General features: G+C 55.9%; 19 protein-coding genes and 1 pseudogene. 11 read left to right on the top strand and 9 right to left on the bottom strand.

Annotated elements, in window-relative coordinates:
* From sapD to pspF, 5 genes are all read right to left on the bottom strand, one after another.
* Positions 1-996 carry a putrescine export ABC transporter ATP-binding protein SapD gene (gene sapD / locus AC6I8W_RS11440; protein WP_497835110.1) on the bottom strand — a complete coding sequence of 332 codons (996 nt, stop codon included), beginning with the start codon at positions 994-996 and terminating at the stop codon, positions 1-3.
* Positions 996-1,886, bottom strand: coding sequence for a putrescine export ABC transporter permease SapC (sapC, locus tag AC6I8W_RS11435; protein ID WP_497832237.1), 891 nt, complete (start codon positions 1,884-1,886; stop codon positions 996-998). Before sapC ends, sapD begins: the two co-directional genes overlap by 1 nt.
* Complete coding sequence (gene sapB / locus AC6I8W_RS11430; RefSeq protein ID WP_497835109.1) at positions 1,873-2,838, bottom strand: putrescine export ABC transporter permease SapB; 966 nt, start codon at positions 2,836-2,838, stop codon at positions 1,873-1,875. The genes sapC and sapB overlap by 14 nt, the downstream gene beginning before the upstream one ends.
* A 2-nt stretch (positions 2,839-2,840) precedes the next feature.
* A complete protein-coding gene (gene sapA / locus AC6I8W_RS11425; protein ID WP_497835108.1) occupies positions 2,841-4,463 on the bottom strand; it encodes an ABC transporter substrate-binding protein SapA in 1,623 nt (540 codons plus the stop codon).
* Between the two features lie 428 nt (positions 4,464-4,891).
* A complete protein-coding gene (pspF, locus tag AC6I8W_RS11420; RefSeq protein ID WP_497835107.1) occupies positions 4,892-5,884 on the bottom strand; it encodes a phage shock protein operon transcriptional activator in 993 nt (330 codons plus the stop codon).
* A 164-nt stretch (positions 5,885-6,048) separates the two neighbouring features.
* Here pspF and pspA point away from each other — a divergent pair, with 164 nt between their 5' ends.
* The 7 genes from pspA (at position 6,049) to tyrR (ending at position 11,817) form a co-directional block, all read left to right on the top strand.
* Entirely contained in the window at positions 6,049-6,714 is a 666-nt protein-coding gene (gene pspA, locus AC6I8W_RS11415; RefSeq protein ID WP_480371008.1) for a phage shock protein PspA, read from the top strand.
* Positions 6,715-6,756: 42 nt separating this feature from the next.
* Entirely contained in the window at positions 6,757-6,984 is a 228-nt protein-coding gene (gene pspB / locus AC6I8W_RS11410) for an envelope stress response membrane protein PspB (protein WP_013509216.1), read from the top strand.
* Positions 6,981-7,340 carry an envelope stress response membrane protein PspC gene (gene pspC, locus AC6I8W_RS11405; protein ID WP_497835106.1) on the top strand — a complete coding sequence of 120 codons (360 nt, stop codon included), beginning with the start codon at positions 6,981-6,983 and terminating at the stop codon, positions 7,338-7,340. Before pspB ends, pspC begins: the two co-directional genes overlap by 4 nt.
* Before the next feature lie 14 nt (positions 7,341-7,354).
* Positions 7,355-7,603 carry a phage shock protein PspD gene (gene pspD, locus AC6I8W_RS11400; protein ID WP_480371015.1) on the top strand — a complete coding sequence of 83 codons (249 nt, stop codon included), beginning with the start codon at positions 7,355-7,357 and terminating at the stop codon, positions 7,601-7,603.
* Positions 7,584-8,969: a YcjX family GTP-binding protein gene (locus tag AC6I8W_RS11395; RefSeq protein ID WP_497835105.1), complete on the top strand. Its 1,386-nt coding sequence runs from the start codon at positions 7,584-7,586 to the stop codon at positions 8,967-8,969. The genes pspD and AC6I8W_RS11395 overlap by 20 nt, the downstream gene beginning before the upstream one ends.
* A complete protein-coding gene (locus AC6I8W_RS11390) occupies positions 8,966-10,039 on the top strand; it encodes a YcjF family protein (RefSeq protein WP_480371020.1) in 1,074 nt (357 codons plus the stop codon). Before AC6I8W_RS11395 ends, AC6I8W_RS11390 begins: the two co-directional genes overlap by 4 nt.
* A gap of 212 nt (positions 10,040-10,251) precedes the next feature.
* Entirely contained in the window at positions 10,252-11,817 is a 1,566-nt protein-coding gene (gene tyrR / locus AC6I8W_RS11385; RefSeq protein WP_497835104.1) for a transcriptional regulator TyrR, read from the top strand.
* A 96-nt stretch (positions 11,818-11,913) separates the two neighbouring features.
* On the opposite strand, the gene tpx is transcribed toward tyrR, so the two are convergent.
* Complete coding sequence (gene tpx, locus AC6I8W_RS11380) at positions 11,914-12,414, bottom strand: thiol peroxidase (RefSeq protein WP_497835103.1); 501 nt, start codon at positions 12,412-12,414, stop codon at positions 11,914-11,916.
* 153 nt (positions 12,415-12,567) lie between these two features.
* Between tpx and ycjG the strand changes: the two genes are divergently transcribed.
* Positions 12,568-13,554: an L-Ala-D/L-Glu epimerase gene (gene ycjG, locus AC6I8W_RS11375; RefSeq protein WP_497835102.1), complete on the top strand. Its 987-nt coding sequence runs from the start codon at positions 12,568-12,570 to the stop codon at positions 13,552-13,554.
* Here ycjG and mpaA read toward each other — a convergent pair.
* The gene (mpaA, locus tag AC6I8W_RS11370; RefSeq protein WP_497835101.1) at positions 13,523-14,236 is read right to left on the bottom strand and encodes a murein tripeptide amidase MpaA; all 714 of its coding nucleotides are present in this window, start codon (positions 14,234-14,236) and stop codon (positions 13,523-13,525) included. The two genes, ycjG and mpaA, sit on opposite strands and share 32 nt — an antisense overlap.
* A gap of 224 nt (positions 14,237-14,460) precedes the next feature.
* Between mpaA and AC6I8W_RS11365 the strand changes: the two genes are divergently transcribed.
* From AC6I8W_RS11365 to AC6I8W_RS11355, 3 genes are all read left to right on the top strand, one after another.
* The gene (locus AC6I8W_RS11365; protein WP_497835100.1) at positions 14,461-16,080 is read left to right on the top strand and encodes a peptide ABC transporter substrate-binding protein; all 1,620 of its coding nucleotides are present in this window, start codon (positions 14,461-14,463) and stop codon (positions 16,078-16,080) included.
* A 113-nt stretch (positions 16,081-16,193) separates the two neighbouring features.
* The gene (gene zntB, locus AC6I8W_RS11360; RefSeq protein WP_497835099.1) at positions 16,194-17,177 is read left to right on the top strand and encodes a zinc transporter ZntB; all 984 of its coding nucleotides are present in this window, start codon (positions 16,194-16,196) and stop codon (positions 17,175-17,177) included.
* A 318-nt stretch (positions 17,178-17,495) separates the two neighbouring features.
* Complete coding sequence (locus tag AC6I8W_RS11355; protein ID WP_497835098.1) at positions 17,496-17,642, top strand: hypothetical protein; 147 nt, start codon at positions 17,496-17,498, stop codon at positions 17,640-17,642.
* Positions 17,643-17,692: 50 nt separating this feature from the next.
* On the opposite strand, the gene ttcA is transcribed toward AC6I8W_RS11355, so the two are convergent.
* Together ttcA and AC6I8W_RS11345 are read right to left on the bottom strand one after the other, a co-directional pair.
* Positions 17,693-18,628, bottom strand: a complete 936-nt coding sequence (ttcA, locus tag AC6I8W_RS11350; protein WP_497835097.1) for a tRNA 2-thiocytidine(32) synthetase TtcA — start codon at positions 18,626-18,628, stop codon at positions 17,693-17,695.
* Between the two features lie 49 nt (positions 18,629-18,677).
* A pseudogene (locus AC6I8W_RS11345) lies at positions 18,678-19,001 on the bottom strand (tyrosine-type recombinase/integrase); the annotation flags it as partial.
* Positions 19,002-19,188 lie beyond the last annotated feature (187 nt).

Here is a 19,188-nt window from a genome sequence, read left to right as displayed (position 1 = left end):
TTATTGGCCCTCCATATTCAGCGGGAAATGGCAGGCGTACAGATGCGTTTTGTTGCCGCTAAGGCGCGGTGTCTCAATGCATTTGCGCTGCGCATAGGGGCAGCGAGGACCGAGGCGACAGCCTATCGGCAGATGTTCCAGCGAAGGTATGGCGCCGGTCAGGGTATTCAGACGGCTTTTATGCGGCAGTGCGCTGCCGAAATCAGGCATTGCCCGGATCAACGCCTGGGTGTAAGGATGGTGGGGCGTCCCCATCAGGTCTTCACTCTGGGCGGTTTCCACCGTCTGGCCGCAATACATCACGTTGATGCGGTCGGCCCACTGGCTCATGGTGCGCAAGTCGTGGCTGATCAGCAAAATGGTGGTGTTGTTGTTCTGGTTTAGGCGGCTTAACAGGCGGAATATCTGCGCCTGGGTGGTTGGTTCCATCGCGTTGGTTGGTTCATCGGCGATCAACAGACGCGGCTGATTCGCCAGTGCGATGGCGATCATCACTTTCTGACACTCACCTTCGGTTAACTCATAAGGGAAGCTGCGCATGATGTCTTTGTGATCTTTGATACCGACACGGTGCAGCAGCTCAATGGCGCGCGCTTTACGCCAGAACCACAGCCGTTGATACCAGTGGCCTTTAAAGGTCCAGCGCGGTATCGCCTGCATCAACTGACGGCCTATACTTTCTGACGGATCAAGACAGGATTGCGGCTCCTGGAAAATCATCGACACGTTATGGCCTACAATGCGTCGGCGCTCACGCGGTGAAAGGCGTAGCAAATCGATATCATCGAAACGCATACGGTCGGCGGTGATGCGCCAGTTGTCTTTGGTGACGCCACAGATGGCTTTCGCCACCAGACTTTTGCCGGAGCCGGATTCCCCCACCAGACCGCGCACTTCGCCTTCGGTCAGGGTCAGGTTGATACGGTCGACGGCTTTCACCGGCCCGTCGGCGGTCATAAATTCGATGGTCAGATTGCGGATATCGAGTAACGGCATTATTCAGCTCCCGCTTCTACGGCGCGACGGATGCCATCGCCCAGCAGGTTAACAATCAACACGCTCACCATCAGCGCCGCGCCGGGCAGCATCACCGTCCAGGGCGCAACATAAATCAGTTCCAGCGAGTCACCCAGCATCGCGCCCCATTCGGGCGAAGGCAGCTGTGCGCCAAGATCGAGAAAGCCGAGGGCGGCGATATCGAGGATCGCCATCGACAGAGCACGGGTAAATTCGCCCACCAGCAGCGGCAGCACATTAGGCAGCACCGCGCTCCACAAAATATTCAGGTTGCGTGCACCATCCAGGCGCAGCGCCACCACATACTCTTTTTCCATTTCATCATGTACGGCAGTGTAGATCTCACGCACCAGTCGCGGGATCAGCGCCAGCCATACCGCCAGCATCGCATGTTCGAGGCGCGGGCCGAGAAAGGCCACCACGATGATCGCCAGCAGTAGCGACGGAATCGACAGCAGGGTATCCAGCACGTGATTCATCACCGCCGACCGCAGGCCGTGAGTAATGCCCGCCAGCACGCCGAGCAACAGGGCGCAGAAGCTGGCCAGCAGTGTGACCAGAATGGCAGAACCCACGGTCGGTGCCACGCCGCTCAGTAGACGACTCAAAACATCACGGCCCAGATCGTCTGTGCCGAGAAAGAACGATACATCGCCATAGCGCGACCACGAAGGTGGTAGCAGTTGGTAGCCGAGGAACTGCTGGTCAATGCCATACGGGGCCAGCAAGCCGCCAAACAGGCACAGAAACAGCAACGCGCCGAAGCCGTACAAACCAATCATCGCGCTGGTATCGTGGTAAAAGCGTTGCCAGCTGAGACGGAAGGTGCCCGGCTGCCGTTTTTCGGCGTAGATATTATCGTAGGGCATACCATTCCTTATGCTTCAATGGGTTAAGCGCTGCGCCAATAATGTCAGACAACACGTTAACCACAATCACCAGGCTACCCACCACCATCACGCCAGCGGAAATCGCCGCATAATCCTGCTGGCGAATAGCGTTAATCAACCAACGGCCCAGTCCCGGCCAGTTGAAGACCACTTCGGTAATCATCGCCAGCGTCAACATGGTGGAGAATTGCAAACCCAGACGTGGGATCACTGGCGGCAGCGCATTATGCAGCACGTGACGGCGAATAACCGTAAAGCGTGACAAGCCACGCGTGGCCGCCGCTTTGACATAGTTTTTATCCATAACCTCGCTGGTACTGCCGCGTAACAGGCGAATCACTTCGGTGGTGGGGGCCACCGCCAGCACAATCACTGGCAACACCATATGGGTCAGGGCACTTATCAACATTTCGTGACGCCAGGGCGAATGACTCAGCCAGGCGTCAATCAGCGCAAAGCCGGTGACGTTCTGCACCGGATAGAGCAAATCAAAACGCCCTGAGACCGGTAGCCAGCCGAGGGTTAATGAGAAGAACAGGGTGAACAGCAGCGCCAGCCAGAACACCGGCATGGAAAAACCCAGCAGCGCCAGTGCACTGATGGCTTTGTCCTGCCACTTGTTGCGCATCACCCCGGCACAGATACCGAGAGGGATACCGACCAGCAGAGCCAGCACAAACGCCAGAATGCATAATTCAAGCGTGGCGGGAAATACCTCGCGTAGCTGGAGATCAATCAACTGACCGTTGGTGCTGGAGACGCCAAAATCGAGCTGCAACAAGCCTTTAAACCAGAACCACCAGGCATCAAACAGCGAAGCGCCTTCAAGCGGCGCGTTGGGCGTAAAGTAGCTGAGGCTAAAGCTCACTAACGACAGCAAAAACAGCGTAATCATCAGCAGCAGCAGGCGACGCAGTATATAGATGATCATGTTTACTCCTCGCCGCCTTCATCGCGGTAGACGCCTGCGAACGAGGCGTTGCCAAACGGACTCAGTACCAGACCTTTAATATCATGGCGATACGCCTGCAAACGCAACGATGATGCCAGCGGCAACACCGGCAACTCCTGTGCCAGGATCTGCTGCGCATTATCATAACTCTCGATACGGGCTGCCAGTTGTTGTGACAGCAGAGCGCGTTGCAGCACCTCATCAAAGGCCGGTGAGCACCAGTGCGCGTAGTTGGTTTGCGAACGAATCGCCGCGCAGCTCAGTAACGGGCGGAAGAAGCTATCGGGGTCGTTACTGTCGGTCGCCCAGCCAGTGAGGGTGATATCGTGATTCATCGCCATCAGTTGCGCTTCCTGGAAGCGGCCTTCCACCGGCACGATGGTGACGCGCACCCCAATCTGCGACAAGTCTGCCTGTAGCAACTCCGCCGTTTTCAGCGGGCTGGGATTCCACGCCTGAGAAGCCGTCGGCACCACCAGCCGCAAATGGAGATTCTCCACGCCCAACGCTTTCAGCTGCTCTCGCGCTTTAGCCGGGTTGTATTCAGTGACACGTGCATCATTATCGTACGCCCAGGAAGCGCGCGGCAGGATCGATGCCGCAGTTTCTGCGGTGCCGTAATAAATCGACTCCATCAGACGTTCATTATTGATCGCCAGTGCCAGTGCGTGGCGCACTTCGGGCCGATCCAGTGGCGGTTTACGTGTATTAAACGCCAGATAGGCGATATTCATGCCGGGACGCAGCGTCATGCGCAGACGCGGGTCGTCGCGCAGAATGCTGAGCTGGCTGGCGGCAGGATAGGCCAGCACATCACATTCTCCGGTGAGCAATTTCGACAAACGACCGGTGCCGCCGACGCCGAGGTCAATGACTACCTGCTGCAAACGCGGCACGCCTTTCCAGTAATGGGGATTGCGCGCCAGGCGCAGATATTGCCCGGTGCGGTATTCGCTGAGCTGGAACGGGCCGGTGCCGACCGGCTCACGATCCAGCTTCTCCTGCTGGCCTTTGGCGGTCAGTTGGTCGGCATACTCTTTGGAGAGCACCGGGGCGTAATGGGTGGCGATATGCCACAGGAACGACGCATCCGGGCTGTTCAGGCGAATTTCGACGGTGTTGTTATCGATCTTTTTCACGCTCTGCACGGAGTCGGCAAATTGCAGGCTGTCGAAATAGGGGTAGCTGCCACCGTTGACGTTATGCCACGGGTGCTGGCGATCAAACATACGGGCAAAACTGAACACCACATCGTCGGCATTCATATTACGTGAGGGGGTAAACCAGTTGGTGTGCTGGAAGGGCACGTCTTTACGCAGGTGAAAGCGGTAAGTCGCGCCATTATCACGTACCTCCCAGCTTTGCGCGAGATCGGGCATCAGACGGTAGGTGTAAGGATCCACGTCCAGCAGCCGGTCGTAAAGTTGCGCGGCCAGCGTATCCACCACCAGACCGCTACTCGCCATCTGCGGATTGAAGGTATTGACCGTGCCATTAACGCAATAAACAAAACCGCTTTGACGAATATCGTTCGCGGGAGCTGCCCATGCGGACGCACTCAATACGCTGAGGCCGAGCAACAGCGTGGGGATTAATTTTGGCATAGAACTCAACGATTCTGAGGCAATAACGTGAGTGTATCGCAAACGTCGGGCACTCCCCAAATTAAGGCGAAATGTGGTGTCTTTTTCACCAAAGTGCAGGCGAGGTAATCACACGGTTAGTGTGGAAATGAGAAAAATTCTCAATTAGGGCTTTACAGATGATAATAAGAATGATTATTATTCTTCTGCGCTTCGACGGTGGCTCTACCGAAGAAGAGCACGACATTGCTCACATTGCTTCCAGTATTAAGTTGCCCGCTTCTGCGGGCTTTTTTTTTTCTTCATATTTTGCACTGTAGCGGCGTTGGCTACGGTTGCTCACCTCGGTCACATACTTGTGTATGCTCCCGGGGATTCGCGCCCTTGCCGCCTTGCTACAGCACAAAATATTTCGAAAAAATGCGCATTTCACAATAACGTAGCGGCCATTACCCCTCATCCCGCACCTGAATCCCGTGCTTTTTCATCATCGCCCGCAACTGGTGATAAGTCACACCCAGCAAATCAGCAGCTCGCCGTTGGTTGTATTTCGCCTCTGCCAGGCTGCGATCCACCAGTTGGCGCTCCTGCTGATTCTGCCACTGGCGCAGATCGAGTGGCAAAGCAGGTAACGTCTCAGTCGCTGTCTCTGCCACCACCGGCGCACTGCGCGGCGCAAACGGATTGATAATGATGTTCCCCAGCTGCACGTCGACGCTGTGATGGCGATAGACCGAACGTTCCACCACGTTTTTCAGCTCACGTACATTCCCCGGCCAGCCGTAGTTCAGCAACGTTTGCTGCGCCTGTTCGGTAAAACCGGGGAACAGCGGTAAACCCAGCTCACGGCACATTTGAATGGCGAAATGTTCCGCCATCACCAGAATATCGCTGCGTCTTTCGCGCAGCGGCGGCAGCTGCACCACATCAAACGCCAGTCGGTCCAGCAGGTCGGCGCGGAATTTTCCTGCCGCCGCCAGCGCCGGGAGATCCTCATTCGTCGCGCACACCAGACGGACGTTGACCTGCAAGGATTGGTTGCCGCCCACACGTTCCAGTTGCCCGTATTCAATCACGCGCAGCAGCTTTTCCTGCACCAGCATCGGGGCAGTGGCCAGTTCATCGAGAAACAGCGTGCCACCGTCGGCGCGTTCAAAGCGACCCAGATGGCGTTTCTGTGCGCCGGTGAAGGCACCCGCCTCATGACCAAACAGTTCTGAGTCGAGCAGGTTTTCATTCAACGCCGCACAGTTCAGCGAGATGAACGGGCCTTGCCAACGGTCGGAGAGATAATGCAGGCGGCTGGCGATCAGTTCCTTACCGGTGCCGCGCTCACCAATCACCAGAACGGGTTTTTCCAATGGGGCGAGGCGGGAAACCTGTTCCAGCACTTCGAGAAAATTGTTTGATTCGCCGAGGAGATTGTCGTTGCCGTTGGCCATGATGAATTTCACTATCAGTTAATCAATTTCACTACCTTAAGGGAAAAAGGCCGGAGTGTAAAATAATCAATTCCAGTAAATTCAGTGAGATAAAAATTGGCACGGCTTTTGTATTAAGTGATGAGCGCCTCGCGCCAACCAATGACACTAAGAGGAACATCATTATGGGTATTTTTTCTCGTTTTGCCGACATCGTGAACGCCAACATCAACTCACTGCTGGAGCGCGCCGAAGATCCGCAGAAACTGGTACGCCTGATGATTCAGGAAATGGAAGACACGCTGGTGGAAGTCCGCTCCACCTCAGCACGGTCGCTGGCAGAAAAGAAACAGCTGCTGCGTCGTATTGAACAGGCAGATATTCAGCAGGCCGAATGGCAGGAAAAAGCCGAACTGGCGCTGCGTAAAGACAAAGACGATCTGGCCCGTTCAGCGCTGATTGAAAAACAAAAACTGACGGATTTGATCGCTTCCCTGCAACAGGAAGTGACGCAGGTGGAAGAGACGCTGGAACGTATGAAAGGCGAGATTGGCGAGCTGGAGAAAAAGCTCAGCGAAACCCGCGCCCGCCAGCAGGCATTGACACTGCGCCATCAGGCGGCATCTTCATCCCGTGATGTGCGCCGTCAGCTCGACAGCGGTAAACTGGATGATGCAATGGCGCGTTTCGAATCTTTTGAGCGCCGCATCGACCACATGGAAGCGGAAGCGGAGAGCCAGCGTTTCGGTAAACCGAAAAGCCTCGATCAGGAATTTGCAGAGCTGAAGGCCGATGACGAAATCAGTCAACAGCTGGCTGCGCTGAAAGAAAAAATGAATCGCGGCGAATAATTGGCCTGCACCCGCTACCGGTTAAATGATTAAGGAGAGTCAATGAGCGCACTTTTTCTGGCCATACCGCTGACCATCTTCGTGCTGTTTGTCGCACCGATTTGGTTATGGCTCCACTACAGCAACAAACGCAACGGCGGTGCGGAGCTATCTTCGAATGATATGCAGCGTTTGCAGCAGTTGACGCAAGATGCACGCCGGATGCGCGAACGTGTCGAAGCGTTGGAAGCGATTCTGGATGCGGAGCACCCGAACTGGAGGCAGCCATGAGCGGAACCAGCCTGAAAGGGCGCAAGCTGTGGCGTATTCCTCAGCAGGGTAAAGTCCGCGGTGTCTGCGCCGGTGTGGCCGAGTATCTCGACATTCCGGTGACATTGCTGCGGGTGATTGTGGTGTTGTCGATGTTTTTTGGTTTGTTCGGCTTCACCCTGATCATCTACTTTATTCTGGGCTTTGTACTGGATGTAAAACCCGATGATGTGCCGAGTGAACATGCGCCGAGCGCCAGTCAGTTGCTGGACGAGCTGGATGACGCGCTCAAGTTCGATGAACGCCAGGTGCGGGATATTGAACGTTACGTCACCTCGGAAACGTTCAGCGTGCGCAGTCGTTTTCGTCAAATCTGATACTGGAGGTTGCCTTGTCTGCCCAACGTTTTACTACTCTGCGTCGCCGCGCAGCACCGGCGTTGAAGTCGGCGGGGAAATTTATCATTATCAGTGCAGTCACTTACGCGCCTGGCGGCCTCGCCGGTTGGGCGGTGAAATCGGTGGCGCGTCGTCCGTTACGCCTGTTGCTGGCGTTCGCGCTGGAACCGTTGCTGAGCAAGGTGTTTAACCGCCTGTCAGCACGCTTCATCAGGGAGAACGATGAAAAGACTGCAAAATGAATTGATGGCGTTGGTGAATCGCGGTGTTGACCGTCACCTGCGCCTTGCCGTGACCGGCCTGAGCCGTAGCGGCAAAACCGCTTTTATCACCTCGCTGGTTAATCAGCTACTCCACGTCCACAGCGGCTCGCGTTTGCCGCTGTTCAGCGTGGTGCGTGAAGAGCGCCTGCTCGGCGTGAAACGCGTGCCACAACGCGAACTCGGCACACCACGCTTCACTTACGATGAAGGTCTGGCGCAGTTATACGGCACGCCGCCAATGTGGCCGACGCCGACACGTGGCGTCAGCGAAATGCGTCTCGCGTTACGCTATCGTCCGGATGAATCGCTGCTGCGCCATTTTAAAGACACCGCCACCCTGTACCTGGAAATCGTCGATTATCCGGGCGAATGGCTGCTCGATTTGCCGATGCTGGCGCAAGATTATGCGGGCTGGTCACGGCAGATGCTCGGGTTATTGCAGGGCGATCGTGCTGAATGGGCGCAGCACTGGCGTAGCCTGTGTGCCGATCTCGATCCCTATGCGCCTGCCGATGAAAACCGTCTGGCCGCGATTGCCGCTGCCTGGACAGATTACCTGCATCAATGCAAAAACCAGGGGCTGCATTTCATCCAGCCAGGCCGCTTTGTGTTGCCGGGTGAGATGGCGGGCGCTCCGGCGTTACAGTTCTTCCCGTGGCCACATGAGGAAGATATTCAACGTCAGGCTCCGGTAGGCAGTAACTACGCCATGTTGCAGCAGCGTTTTAACTACTATTGCCAACATGTGGTGAAGGGCTTCTATAAAAATCATTTTCTGCGTTTTGACCGCCAGATAGTGCTGGTCGATTGCCTGCAACCGCTGAACAGCGGGCCACAGGCGTTTAACGATATGCGCCTGGCTCTGACGCAGCTGATGCAGAGTTTTCATTACGGACAGCGCACGCTGTTTCGCCGCTTGTTTTCGCCGGTGATTGATAAGCTGCTGTTCGCGGCCACCAAGGCTGATCATATCACCGCCGATCAACACGCCAATATGGTGTCGCTGTTGCAGCAACTGGTACAGGATGCGTGGCAAAACGCGGCATTTGAAGGCATCAGCATGGATTGTCTTGGTCTGGCCTCGGTACAAGCGACCGAGAGCGGACTGGTGGATCATCGGGGAGAAAAGTTGCCTGCGCTGCGCGGACATCGTCTGGCCGATGGCGAAGCCCTGACATTCTATCCCGGAGAAGTGCCGCCCCGCCTGCCGGCTCACAGCTTCTGGCAGCAGCAGGGATTTCAGTTTGAACAGTTCCGGCCGCAGCAGCTCGATGTCGATCGCCCGCTGCCGCATATTCGTATGGACGCGGCGCTGGAATTTTTATTGGGAGATAAATTGCGATGAACGATGAAACCCCGTTAAAACCGCGTATTGATTTTGCCCGACCGCTGGAGAGCAACGTGGAAAAACCGCTGCGCGCCGCACAAACTTTTGCTGCCGACAGCGAAGGGGCTTTTCTCGCGGTGCGTGAAGAGGAGCCGCTGGAAGAGGGGGCGGGTGAAAAAGCGGTGGAAGCCGCCCTGCGTCCCAAACGCAGTCTGTGGCGCAAAATGGTGGGCGCGGGGCTGGCGATTTTTGGCGTTAGCGTGGTGGCGCAGGGGGGGCAGTGGATGCACGATGCATGGCTGACGCGCGACTGGTTTGCGCTGGGCAGCGGCGTTGCCGGTGGTTTGATTGTCGCTGCGGGTGCGGGCGCGTTGATCAGCGAGTGGCGTCGCTTGTATCGCTTGCGCCAGCGGGCGGAGGAGCGCGATGTGGGCCGCGAGTTGCTGCATAGCCACGGCATCGGCAAAGCCCGCCCGTTCTGTGAAAAACTGGCGCAACAGGCACAACTGGATCAGGCGCATCCGGCGTTGCAACGCTGGCATGCGGCGTTACATGAAACCCATAACGATCGCGAGATCGTCACGTTGTATGCCCAACTGGTGCAGCCGGTGCTGGACCGCCAGGCTCGGCGTGAAATCAGTCGCCATGCCGCCGAAGCCACGCTGATGATCGCCGTCAGCCCCCTGGCGCTGGTGGATATGGCGTTTATCGCCTGGCGTAACCTGCGGCTGGTGAACCGCATCGCGACCATCTACGGTATTGAGCTGGGCTATTTTAGCCGTCTGCGTTTGTTCCGCCTGGTATTGCTGAATATGGCGTTTGCCGGGGCCTCTGAACTGGTACGCGAAGTGGGTATGGATTGGGTGTCACAGGATATTGCCGCCCGCCTGTCGGCCCGCGCCGCACAAGGCATTGGTGCCGGGCTGTTGACCGCGCGTCTGGGTATCAAAGCGATGGAGTTGTGCCGCCCGCTGCCGTGGCTGGAAGATGATAAACCGCGCCTCGGCGATTTCCGCCGTGAACTGATCGGTCAGTTAAAAGAAACCCTGAGCAAAAGTGAGGGCAAAGCAGGGCAGAGTGCTAAATAATTGCTGACTGCTCACCTTTCACACTAAAAAGTCTGTGAAAGGTGAGATTTTCTTTGTTAATTGTGATTTTTGACGGGATTAATCGTGGTTGTTCCGTTACAATTTTCCCCATCACCTGCCTCTGACTGTCAACTTTTCCTGACAGGCCCCTTCTGAGGCGTCGCAAGTTAGCGTATTATCACTAAAATCAAAACCTGATTAAGGCCATCGCAATGCGTTTGGAAGTTTTCTGCCAGGACCGTATCGGTCTGGCGCGCGAGCTGCTCGACCTGCTGGTTGCACGCAATATCGACCTGCGCGGCATTGAAATTGCCCCGCTTGGCCGTATCTACCTCAACTTTTCCGCCCTGGAATTCGAATCCTTCAGCTCGCTGATGGCGGAAATCCGCCGTACACCTGGCGTGACAGATGTTCGTACCGTGGCTTACATGCCCTCCGAACGCGAGCACCGCGCGCTCAGCGCGTTGCTGGTGGCGATGCCGGAGCCGGTGCTGTCTATCGATCTTAAGTGCAAAGTCGAGTTGGCTAACCCGGCGGCGCAAAACCTGTTTAATCTCGACGAACAAAAAATCCGCAACCAGAACGCCGGTTCCCTGATCAGCGGCTTCAACTTCCAGCGCTGGATTGAAAACGAGCGGGTGGATGCAGAAGTTCAACACGTGGTGATTCAGGGGCGTGATTTCCTGCTGGAAGCGCGACCGATCTATCTGGCGGAAGAAGAGGGGCAGAGCGATCAGCCGGTTGGCGCGATGATCACCCTGAAATCTACCGCCCGCATGGGCCGCCAGTTGCAAAACCTGACCGTGACCGATGAATCGGAGTTCGATCATATTGTCGCGGTGACGCCGAAAATGCGTCAGGTGCTCGACCAGGCGCGCAAGCTGGCGATGCACGATGCGCCGTTACTGATCGTCGGCGATACCGGCACCGGCAAAGATATGCTGGCGCGGGCCTGCCATCTGCGCAGCGCGCGCGGCAAAAAACCGTTCCTCGCACTGAACTGCGCCTCGCTGCCAGATGATGTGGCGGAAAGTGAATTGTTCGGTCACGCCGCAGGCGCGTACCCTAACGCGTTGGAAGGCAAAAAAGGCTTCTTTGAACAGGCTAACGGCGGTTCAGTGTTGCTGGATGAAATCGGTGAGATGTCACCGCGTATGCAGACCAAACTGCTGCGCTTCCTCAACGATGGCACCTTCCGCCGTGTGGGTGAAGAACATGAGGTGCACGTGGATGTTCGCGTGATCTGCGCCACGCAAAAAAACCTGGTGGAACTGGTGCAGCGCGGCGAGTTTCGTGAAGACCTGTTCTATCGTCTGAATGTACTCACCCTGAATCTGCCGCCACTGCGTGAGCGTCCGCAGGATATCCTGCCGCTGACCGAGATGTTTGTCGCGCGCTTTGCCGATGAACAGGGGCTGCCAAGACCGCGCCTGTCACCGCAACTGACTGCCTTTTTGACGCGCTACAGTTGGCCGGGTAATGTGCGACAGCTGAAAAACGCGCTGTACCGCGCCATGACGCAGCTGGAAGGTTACGAGCTGCGGCCGCAAGATATTGTCCTGCCGGAACAGGCGCTGGATGTGTCAATGGGGGAAGAGGCGATGGAAGGCACGCTGGATGAGATCACCAGCCGTTTTGAGCGTTCAATCCTGACGCGGCTGTATCTCTCTTATCCCAGTACGCGCAAGCTGGCGAAACGCCTCGGCGTGTCGCATACCGCGATTGCTAATAAGTTGCGTGAATACGGGTTAAGTCAGAAGCGTAACGACAATGAATAACCCAGTCTGATCCCGTAGCGGCGCGATTTATCGCGCGGTTGTTTCTGCAGACGCGCGATAAATCGCGCCGCTACGGTTTTTTTTATCTGTGAAGGATTACAGCGCAGCCAGCGCCGCATCGTAGTTCGGCTCGCTGGTGATTTCGTTTACCAGCTCGCTGTAAATCACTTTATCGTTCTCATCCAGCACCACCACCGCACGGGCGGTCAGGCCTTTCAGCGCGCCATCGGCAATCGCGACACCGTAATCTTCTTTAAATTCTGCACCGCGCAGCGTTGACAACGTCACCACGTTGTTCAGGCTCTCAGCACCACAGAAGCGTGACTGGGCAAACGGCAGGTCAGCGGAGATGCACAGCACCACGGTGTTGTCAGCTTTGCCAGCCAGTTCGTTGAACTTGCGCACAGAAGCGGCACACACGCCGGTATCAATGCTCGGGAAAATATTCAGGACTTTGCGTTTGCCTGCATACTGAGAAAGGGTCACATCAGCGAGATCTTTAGCCACCAGAGAGAACGGTTTAGCCTGTACGCCTGGCTGCGGGAATTGGCCTGCAACCGGCACCGGATTACCCTGGAAGTGAACATTCTGAGACATACGATTTCCTTTTAACGATGAAAAAATCTGACTTTTATTCGGTCAGAACAGGTATAGCCGTTGTTTATGACATATTTTTTAAGGGTTTACGAGGGCAAATCGTAGCGGAAACTGCGCCAGCTCGCATTTAAGTGATGGATTTAAGGAGAAATAATGAGATCAGTGAAGAGTTATCCAGAGGCCTGGCCGTTGCATTCCCCTTTCGTGATTTCGCGTGGTAGCCGCACCGAGGCGCAGGTGGTGGTGGTGGAGATTGAAGAAAACGGCGTGCGGGGTGTGGGTGAGGCCACGCCTTACGCGCGTTATGGCGAAAGCGAAGCCTCGGTGCTGGCACAGATCGCCTCGGTGCTGACGCTCTTGCAGAATGGGCTGACGCGAGCGGCGCTACAGCAGGCGCTGCCGGCTGGCGCGGCGCGTAATGCGCTTGATTGCGCCTTGTGGGATCTGGAGCGTCAGCAACAGCAGCAAAGCCTGGCAGAGTTATGTGGCGTAAGCCTGGCATCGCGTATCGTTACCGCTCATACCGTCAGCATCGACACCCCCGCAGCCATGGCCAGTAGCGCGTTGGCGTTGTGGCAGCATGGTGCCCAATTGTTGAAAATCAAACTGGATAACAACTTTATCAGCGAACGTCTGGTCGCGATTCGTAGTGCGGTGCCAGAGGCGACGTTGATTGTCGATGCTAACGAATCCTGGCAGGCGGAGGGCCTGGCAGCGCGCTGCCAGCTGCTGGCCGACCTCGGGGTAGCGATGCTGGAGCAGCCATTGCCTGCCGCGCATGACGCCGCGTTAGCGAATTTTATTCACCCGTTGCCGATTTGCGCCGATGAAAGCTGCCATACGCGTGACAGCCTGGCGGCCCTGTGCGGACGTTATGATATGGTGAATATTAAACTGGATAAAACCGGCGGCCTGACGGAGGCGCTGGCGCTGGCGGTGAGCGCACGACAGCAGGGTTTTGCCATTATGCTCGGCTGTATGCTGTGCACCTCGCGAGCCATTCGGGCAGCGTTACCGCTCACTCCGCTGGCGCAATTCGCCGATCTCGACGGTCCCACCTGGCTGGCTGCGGATGTGGAACCGTCGCTGCATTTTGCCAACGGCGTGCTTATGCCTGCGGCTGCCAGCGCAGCAGATTAATCATAGTTTCCAGATAAATTTCGGTGGCTTCGTCCACCGAAATCGGCGGCATTTCGGCGGTGATGCACAGCAGGCCGATATCGTCGCACCAGCTACCAAACGAGCCAGGCGTGGCGTAACCGACGCTGCTCACCACCGGCAATTGGGTTTGCTGCGACAGCCACTGCGCCAGTTCGCTGTGGTGGGGATCGTCAATACAGGCGAGTGGTTCATGCCAGGTCACCACCCAGCGTGGCTTGAGGCTATGGATTAACTGACACAACGCCTGGGTTTCCGGCTCTGAGGAAGGGTGGTCACCGGTGGAAAGCACCACATCGCGCTCATCCGCCACGCTGTTCCAGCGATAGACGGTGCCACCGCTTTGCCAGTTGGCGGCCGGGAAATTACGGTTGAGGTCGACGCCGCGCGCGTTGGCGCGCAGGCCGAGCTGGCAGCCATCGGGATTCACCGCCAGAATGACGTGATGACGACGCAGTGCGTCCGGCAGGGTGCGCATCGCGCCAGACAAGGTGGCGATCGCTGCGTTTTCATCGCCGTGCGTACCGGCGATGATCAGGCCACTCTCGGCGTCTGCCGCAGGCGCAGGAAACCACAGCAGCGGGGCGCCCAGCACTGACTGCCCATATTGTTGCCAGACTGCATCCAGCTTGCCGCGCAACGGGCGCGGGTGTAATGACGACATAAGCAAACTTCCTCGTAGCGGCGCGATTTATCGCGCATGTTTTAATGTGCCAACAATTTCCGGCATGACGCAAAGTGTGACCGGGGATTCAGCCTCAACATAACGGTAAACAGCGCGCCAGAAAATAGCTATTTATCAATCACCAATCTGCGATAAAGTGCCAAAAGTCGCTGGCGGCACCGTTCTTTTTTGCAGCCGCCTTTTTTCGGGTTAAAGGAGTGGTGATGAAAATAGCGTTTCGCAAGACCCTGGCTGCCGTAATGGTTATCGCTGCCAGCGCACCGGCGTTGGCCGCCACGGTGCCTTCCGGGGCACAGTTGGCACCGGTACAGGAAATCGTGCGCCACATTAAAGATGAACCCGCGTCGCTCGATCCGATGAAGGCCGTCGGACTGCCGGAAATCCAGGTGATGCGCGATCTGTTCGAAGGACTGACCAATCAGGATGCGCAGGGCCATATCGTGCCGGGCGTGGCGCAAAGCTGGAGCAGCAACGATAACAAAACCTGGATTTTCAACCTGCGCAAAGACGCGCGCTGGTCGAATGGCGATCCGGTTACCGCGCAGGATTTTGTCTACAGCTGGCAGCGCCTGGTTGATCCGAAAAACAGCTCTCCTTCCGCCTGGTTCGCGGCTCTGAGTGGTATCGAGAATGCGGAGGCCATCACCAAAGGCCAGATGACCGCCGATAAACTCGGCGTGGCGGTGCTGGATGGTAATCGACTTAAAGTGACATTGTCACGACCACTTCCCTGGTTTCCGAGTATGGTCGCTAATGCGGCGTTGTTCCCGGTGCCGGAAAAAGTTATCGCACAATCGGGCGATGGCTGGACGACACCGGGCAAGTTGGTCGGCAATGGGGCTTATCAATTGCAGTCACGGGTGGTGAACGAGAAAATTGTGCTGGTGCGTAACCCGCATTATTGGGATGACGCGCATTCGGTGCTGACCAAAGTCACTTTTATCCCGATCAATGAAGAGTCAAGCGCCACCAAACGCTACCGCGCCGGTGATATCGATATCACTGAATCCTTCCCGAAAAATATGTTTGCGCTGTTGAAAAAAGAGTTGCCGGGACAGGTGTATACCCCGGATCAGCTCGGTACTTATTACTACGCCTTTAACACCGAAAAAGGCCCGACGGCGGATGTGCGGGTGCGTAAAGCGCTGACATGGACCATCGATCGCCGCATCATCGCGGAAAAAGTGTTGGGCACCGGCGAGAAACCGGCCTGGCACTTCACCCCGGATGTCACCGCAGGCTTTACGCCGCAGCAGAGCTACCTGCAACAACACAGCCAGCAGGAGCTGAATGCCCAGGCCAAAGCGTTGCTGAGTGCGGCAGGCTATGGTCCGGCTAAACCGTTACATCTGACATTGCTGTATAACACCTCGGAGAGTCACCAGAAGATTGCTATCGCGGTGGCGTCGATGTGGAAAAAGAATCTGGGTGTCGACGTCACGTTGCAAAATCAGGAGTGGAAAACCTATATCGACAGCCGCAACAGCGGCAACTTCGATGTGATCCGCGCTTCGTGGGTGGGGGATTATAACGAACCCTCCACCTTCCTGAGCCTGTTGACCTCCAGCCATAGCGGCAATATCGCACGTTTTCATAACGCTGATTATGATGCGGTGATCGCCAAAGCCAGTAGTGAGACCAGCGTACAGGCGCGTAATCAGGACTATAACCGTGCCGAGCAAATTTTGGCGGTGCAGGCACCGATTGCGCCGATTTATCAGTACACCAACGGTCGCCTGATTAAACCCTGGGTGAAAGGCTACCCGATCACCAATCCGGAAGATGTGGCCTACAGCCGCGAACTGTGGATCGAGAAACACTAACCTCTGTGGCGGCCTTCCCGGCCGCCTGTCATGTTTGCTCACAGCCTGAAGATTGCAACTCATCGCCGCCACGCTAGACTGTATCGTATTGATTTTGATAGAGAGGCGAGTTCGTGAACGTCATTGAAGGTAAAGCGTTGCAGGTTTCGGATGCCATTGTGGCTTGTCAGCTGGATGGCAAAGGGGGCGTAATCCCCATTGAAGATACTGACGTCATTAATTGCGAGCGCCCCTGCTGGTTGCACCTGAATTACACTCAGCAGCAGAGCGCCGAATGGTTGCAAAAAACGCCGCTGATCCCCGATGCGGTGCGTGATGCGCTGGCCGGTGACAGTATGCGCCCGCGCGTCACGCGTCTTGGCGATGGGTTTATGATCGTGCTGCGCAGCGTCAATCACAACAGCGATTCGCGTCCGGACCAACTGGTGGCGATGCGGGTATTTATTAATGACAAGCTGATTGTCTCGACGCGACGTCGCAAGGTGTACGCGATTGATGAGGTGCTCACCGATCTGCAAAACGGCAACGGTCCTGTGGACGGTGGTAGCTGGCTGGTGGATGTCTGTGATGCGCTGACCGATCACGCCAGCGAATTTATTGAAGAGATGCACGACAAAATTATCGAGCTGGAAGATGCGCTGATGGATCAGCAGATTCCGGCACGTGGTGAACTGGCGCTGCTGCGCAAACAGTTGATTGTGATGCGGCGCTATATGGCCCCGCAGCGCGATGTCTATGCGCGGCTGGCGAGCGAGAAGCTGGGCTGGATGGATGATGATGAGCGGCGACGGATGCAGGATATCGCCGATCGTCTCGGACGCGGGTTGGACGACCTCGATGCTGGGGTGGCACGTACCGCCGTGCTTACCGATGAGATCGCTTCGGTGATGGCGGAAGCGATGAACCGTCGTACCTATACCATGTCGCTGCTGGCAATGATTTTCCTGCCGACCACCTTTTTGACCGGCCTGTTCGGCGTCAACCTCGGCGGCATCCCCGGCGGAGAATGGCATATGGGCTTCAGCGTGTTTTGTTTGATGTTGTTGGGGTTAGTGGTGGGACTTGCCTGGTGGTTGAGACGGCGCAAGTGGTTATAAGCGTTTCGCTGCTGTTAATAACGCGTTAGCAGAAGGTAACTCGCTGTTAATTAAGGCGAGAAGGACAGAAAAGCGGAAAAAAACTGATCGACGTCAATATCCGCAACCGACAACAGGGGCAGAATCTCTCTCGCAGGTGAATGCAACGTCAAGCGATGGGCGTTGCGCTCCATATTGTCTTACTTCCTTTTTTTGAATTACTGCATAGCACATTTGATTCGTACGACGCCGGCTTATCCGCCGGCTTTTTTTTGCCCGTTTGCCAGTGCCGCTTAACTTTTCCTATGCTTAAAGGACATTCGCAACCAGGAGAAGGGCATGCAACCGATTCGCGCCACCGATCCCATTCCAACCGATCCACCTCCCATCCCGGAGCCGATTCCGCATCCACAACCGCTGCCGGAACCTGATCCGCCGTATGATCCCGAGTATCCGCCGATTATCGATCCACCTCCGCATCGTTAATAAAAAAGGCGCGTAGCCGAAGCGACGCGCCTTTTTTGTGCCGGGAGAAATTACTTAATCTGTAACACGTCGAGACGTACGCTCAAATCAGGGGCGTCTTCCTCTTCCGGCTGCCAGCCCGCAGGCTGCACCGGCAGTGATTCGCGATCAAATGCCAGATCGCCACCGTCAATCACCGCATCTCCATGCTGAATACCTTTGAAATCAAAAAGGTTAATATCGGCCATATGCGACGGGACGATGTTTTGCATCGCACTGAACATGGTTTCGATACGGCCGGGATAGCGCTTATCCCAGTCACGCAGCATATCCGCCACTACCTGACGTTGCAGGTTCGGCTGAGAGCCGCACAGATTGCACGGAATAATCGGGTACTGACGCGCTTCGGCAAAACGGATGATGTCTTTCTCGCGGCAATAGGCCAGCGGGCGGATCACGATATGCTTACCATCATCGCTCATCAGTTTCGGTGGCATACCTTTCATTTTGCCGCCGTAGAACATGTTCAGGAACAGGGTTTGCAGGATGTCATCACGATGATGCCCCAGTGCGATTTTGGTGCAACCCAGTTCTGTCGCCGTACGGTAAAGAATGCCGCGACGCAGGCGTGAACACAGCGAGCAGGTGGTTTTGCCTTCCGGGATCTTCTCTTTAACGATGGAGTAGGTGTCTTCGTTAACAATTTTATACTCAACACCCAGCGTATCCAGATAGGCGGGTAGTACGTGCGCCGGAAACCCTGGTTGTTTCTGGTCGAGATTCACCGCCACCAGCGAGAAGTTAACCGGTGCGCTTTGTTGCAGATTGCGCAGAATTTCCAGCATGGTATAGCTGTCTTTACCGCCAGACAGGCACACCATGATGCGATCGCCTTCTTCAATCATGTTGAAATCGGCAATGGCTTCGCCCACGTTGCGGCGCAGACGCTTTTGCAGTTTATTCAGGTTGTACTGCTCTTTTTTTGTTACTTCTTGATTTTCTTGCATTATTTACTGTCTCGGAAGCCAAAAGGGGCATATAAGGGGCAAAGGTTTTTTAAATCGCCAGTTTGCTATTCAGCATATCTACCTGCTCGCCGTTCAACTCTTCGATCCAGGTGGCGTAAATTTCATAAACCATCTGCGCGTTTTCGTGCCCCATCTGATTCGCTATGAATGAGGGGTTAGCTCCGGCCGACAAAAGCCAGCACGCAAAAGTATGCCGCGTATGGTACGGATTACGGCGGCGAATTCCAGCACGTTTTACAGCAGCATTCCATCGTGCACCGATGCTTGAAAGGGAATAGCCGGGTTTTTGTTCTCCTTTCCTGAGCCTTGGAATGAAAACAAACCGGATCTTCTGCTTCTCTGTCGGACGATACTATGAAAGGTGGAACGGCTCCCCACATTCCAAAAGGCCATGTAATTTGGCTCGAAGTGAGACGAGCGGTTCAGGTTATTGGCTTGCCTGAACCACCGGGAGGCATCCGGCACCGTATCAGCAGACACCAGGGAAATCTGATAAATAACATCAACACTCATTTGAGGCTGATTGGTTTTAAATGAGA

The sequence above is a fragment of the Pantoea sp. X-Soil-TKNS-1211 genome, assembly GCF_059730495.1.
This window is presented reverse-complemented; position numbering and strand designations above follow the sequence as displayed.

What these genes read in the sequence shown, in the direction of transcription:
- mpaA (WP_497835101.1), bottom strand. Translation starts at nt 14,236, where the DNA reads ATGTCGTCATTACACCCGCGCCCGTTGCGCGGCAAGCTGGATGCAGTC.
- AC6I8W_RS11390 (WP_480371020.1), top strand. Translation starts at nt 8,966, where the DNA reads ATGAACGATGAAACCCCGTTAAAACCGCGTATTGATTTTGCCCGACCG.
- pspB (WP_013509216.1), top strand. Translation starts at nt 6,757, where the DNA reads ATGAGCGCACTTTTTCTGGCCATACCGCTGACCATCTTCGTGCTGTTT.
- ttcA (WP_497835097.1), bottom strand. Translation starts at nt 18,628, where the DNA reads ATGCAAGAAAATCAAGAAGTAACAAAAAAAGAGCAGTACAACCTGAAT.
- AC6I8W_RS11395 (WP_497835105.1), top strand. Translation starts at nt 7,584, where the DNA reads ATGAAAAGACTGCAAAATGAATTGATGGCGTTGGTGAATCGCGGTGTT.
- pspA (WP_480371008.1), top strand. Translation starts at nt 6,049, where the DNA reads ATGGGTATTTTTTCTCGTTTTGCCGACATCGTGAACGCCAACATCAAC.
- ycjG (WP_497835102.1), top strand. Translation starts at nt 12,568, where the DNA reads ATGAGATCAGTGAAGAGTTATCCAGAGGCCTGGCCGTTGCATTCCCCT.
- AC6I8W_RS11365 (WP_497835100.1), top strand. Translation starts at nt 14,461, where the DNA reads ATGAAAATAGCGTTTCGCAAGACCCTGGCTGCCGTAATGGTTATCGCT.
- pspC (WP_497835106.1), top strand. Translation starts at nt 6,981, where the DNA reads ATGAGCGGAACCAGCCTGAAAGGGCGCAAGCTGTGGCGTATTCCTCAG.
- sapB (WP_497835109.1), bottom strand. Translation starts at nt 2,838, where the DNA reads ATGATCATCTATATACTGCGTCGCCTGCTGCTGCTGATGATTACGCTG.
- sapD (WP_497835110.1), bottom strand. Translation starts at nt 996, where the DNA reads ATGCCGTTACTCGATATCCGCAATCTGACCATCGAATTTATGACCGCC.
- AC6I8W_RS11355 (WP_497835098.1), top strand. Translation starts at nt 17,496, where the DNA reads ATGCAACCGATTCGCGCCACCGATCCCATTCCAACCGATCCACCTCCC.
- tpx (WP_497835103.1), bottom strand. Translation starts at nt 12,414, where the DNA reads ATGTCTCAGAATGTTCACTTCCAGGGTAATCCGGTGCCGGTTGCAGGC.
- sapC (WP_497832237.1), bottom strand. Translation starts at nt 1,886, where the DNA reads ATGCCCTACGATAATATCTACGCCGAAAAACGGCAGCCGGGCACCTTC.
- tyrR (WP_497835104.1), top strand. Translation starts at nt 10,252, where the DNA reads ATGCGTTTGGAAGTTTTCTGCCAGGACCGTATCGGTCTGGCGCGCGAG.
- pspF (WP_497835107.1), bottom strand. Translation starts at nt 5,884, where the DNA reads ATGGCCAACGGCAACGACAATCTCCTCGGCGAATCAAACAATTTTCTC.
- sapA (WP_497835108.1), bottom strand. Translation starts at nt 4,463, where the DNA reads ATGCCAAAATTAATCCCCACGCTGTTGCTCGGCCTCAGCGTATTGAGT.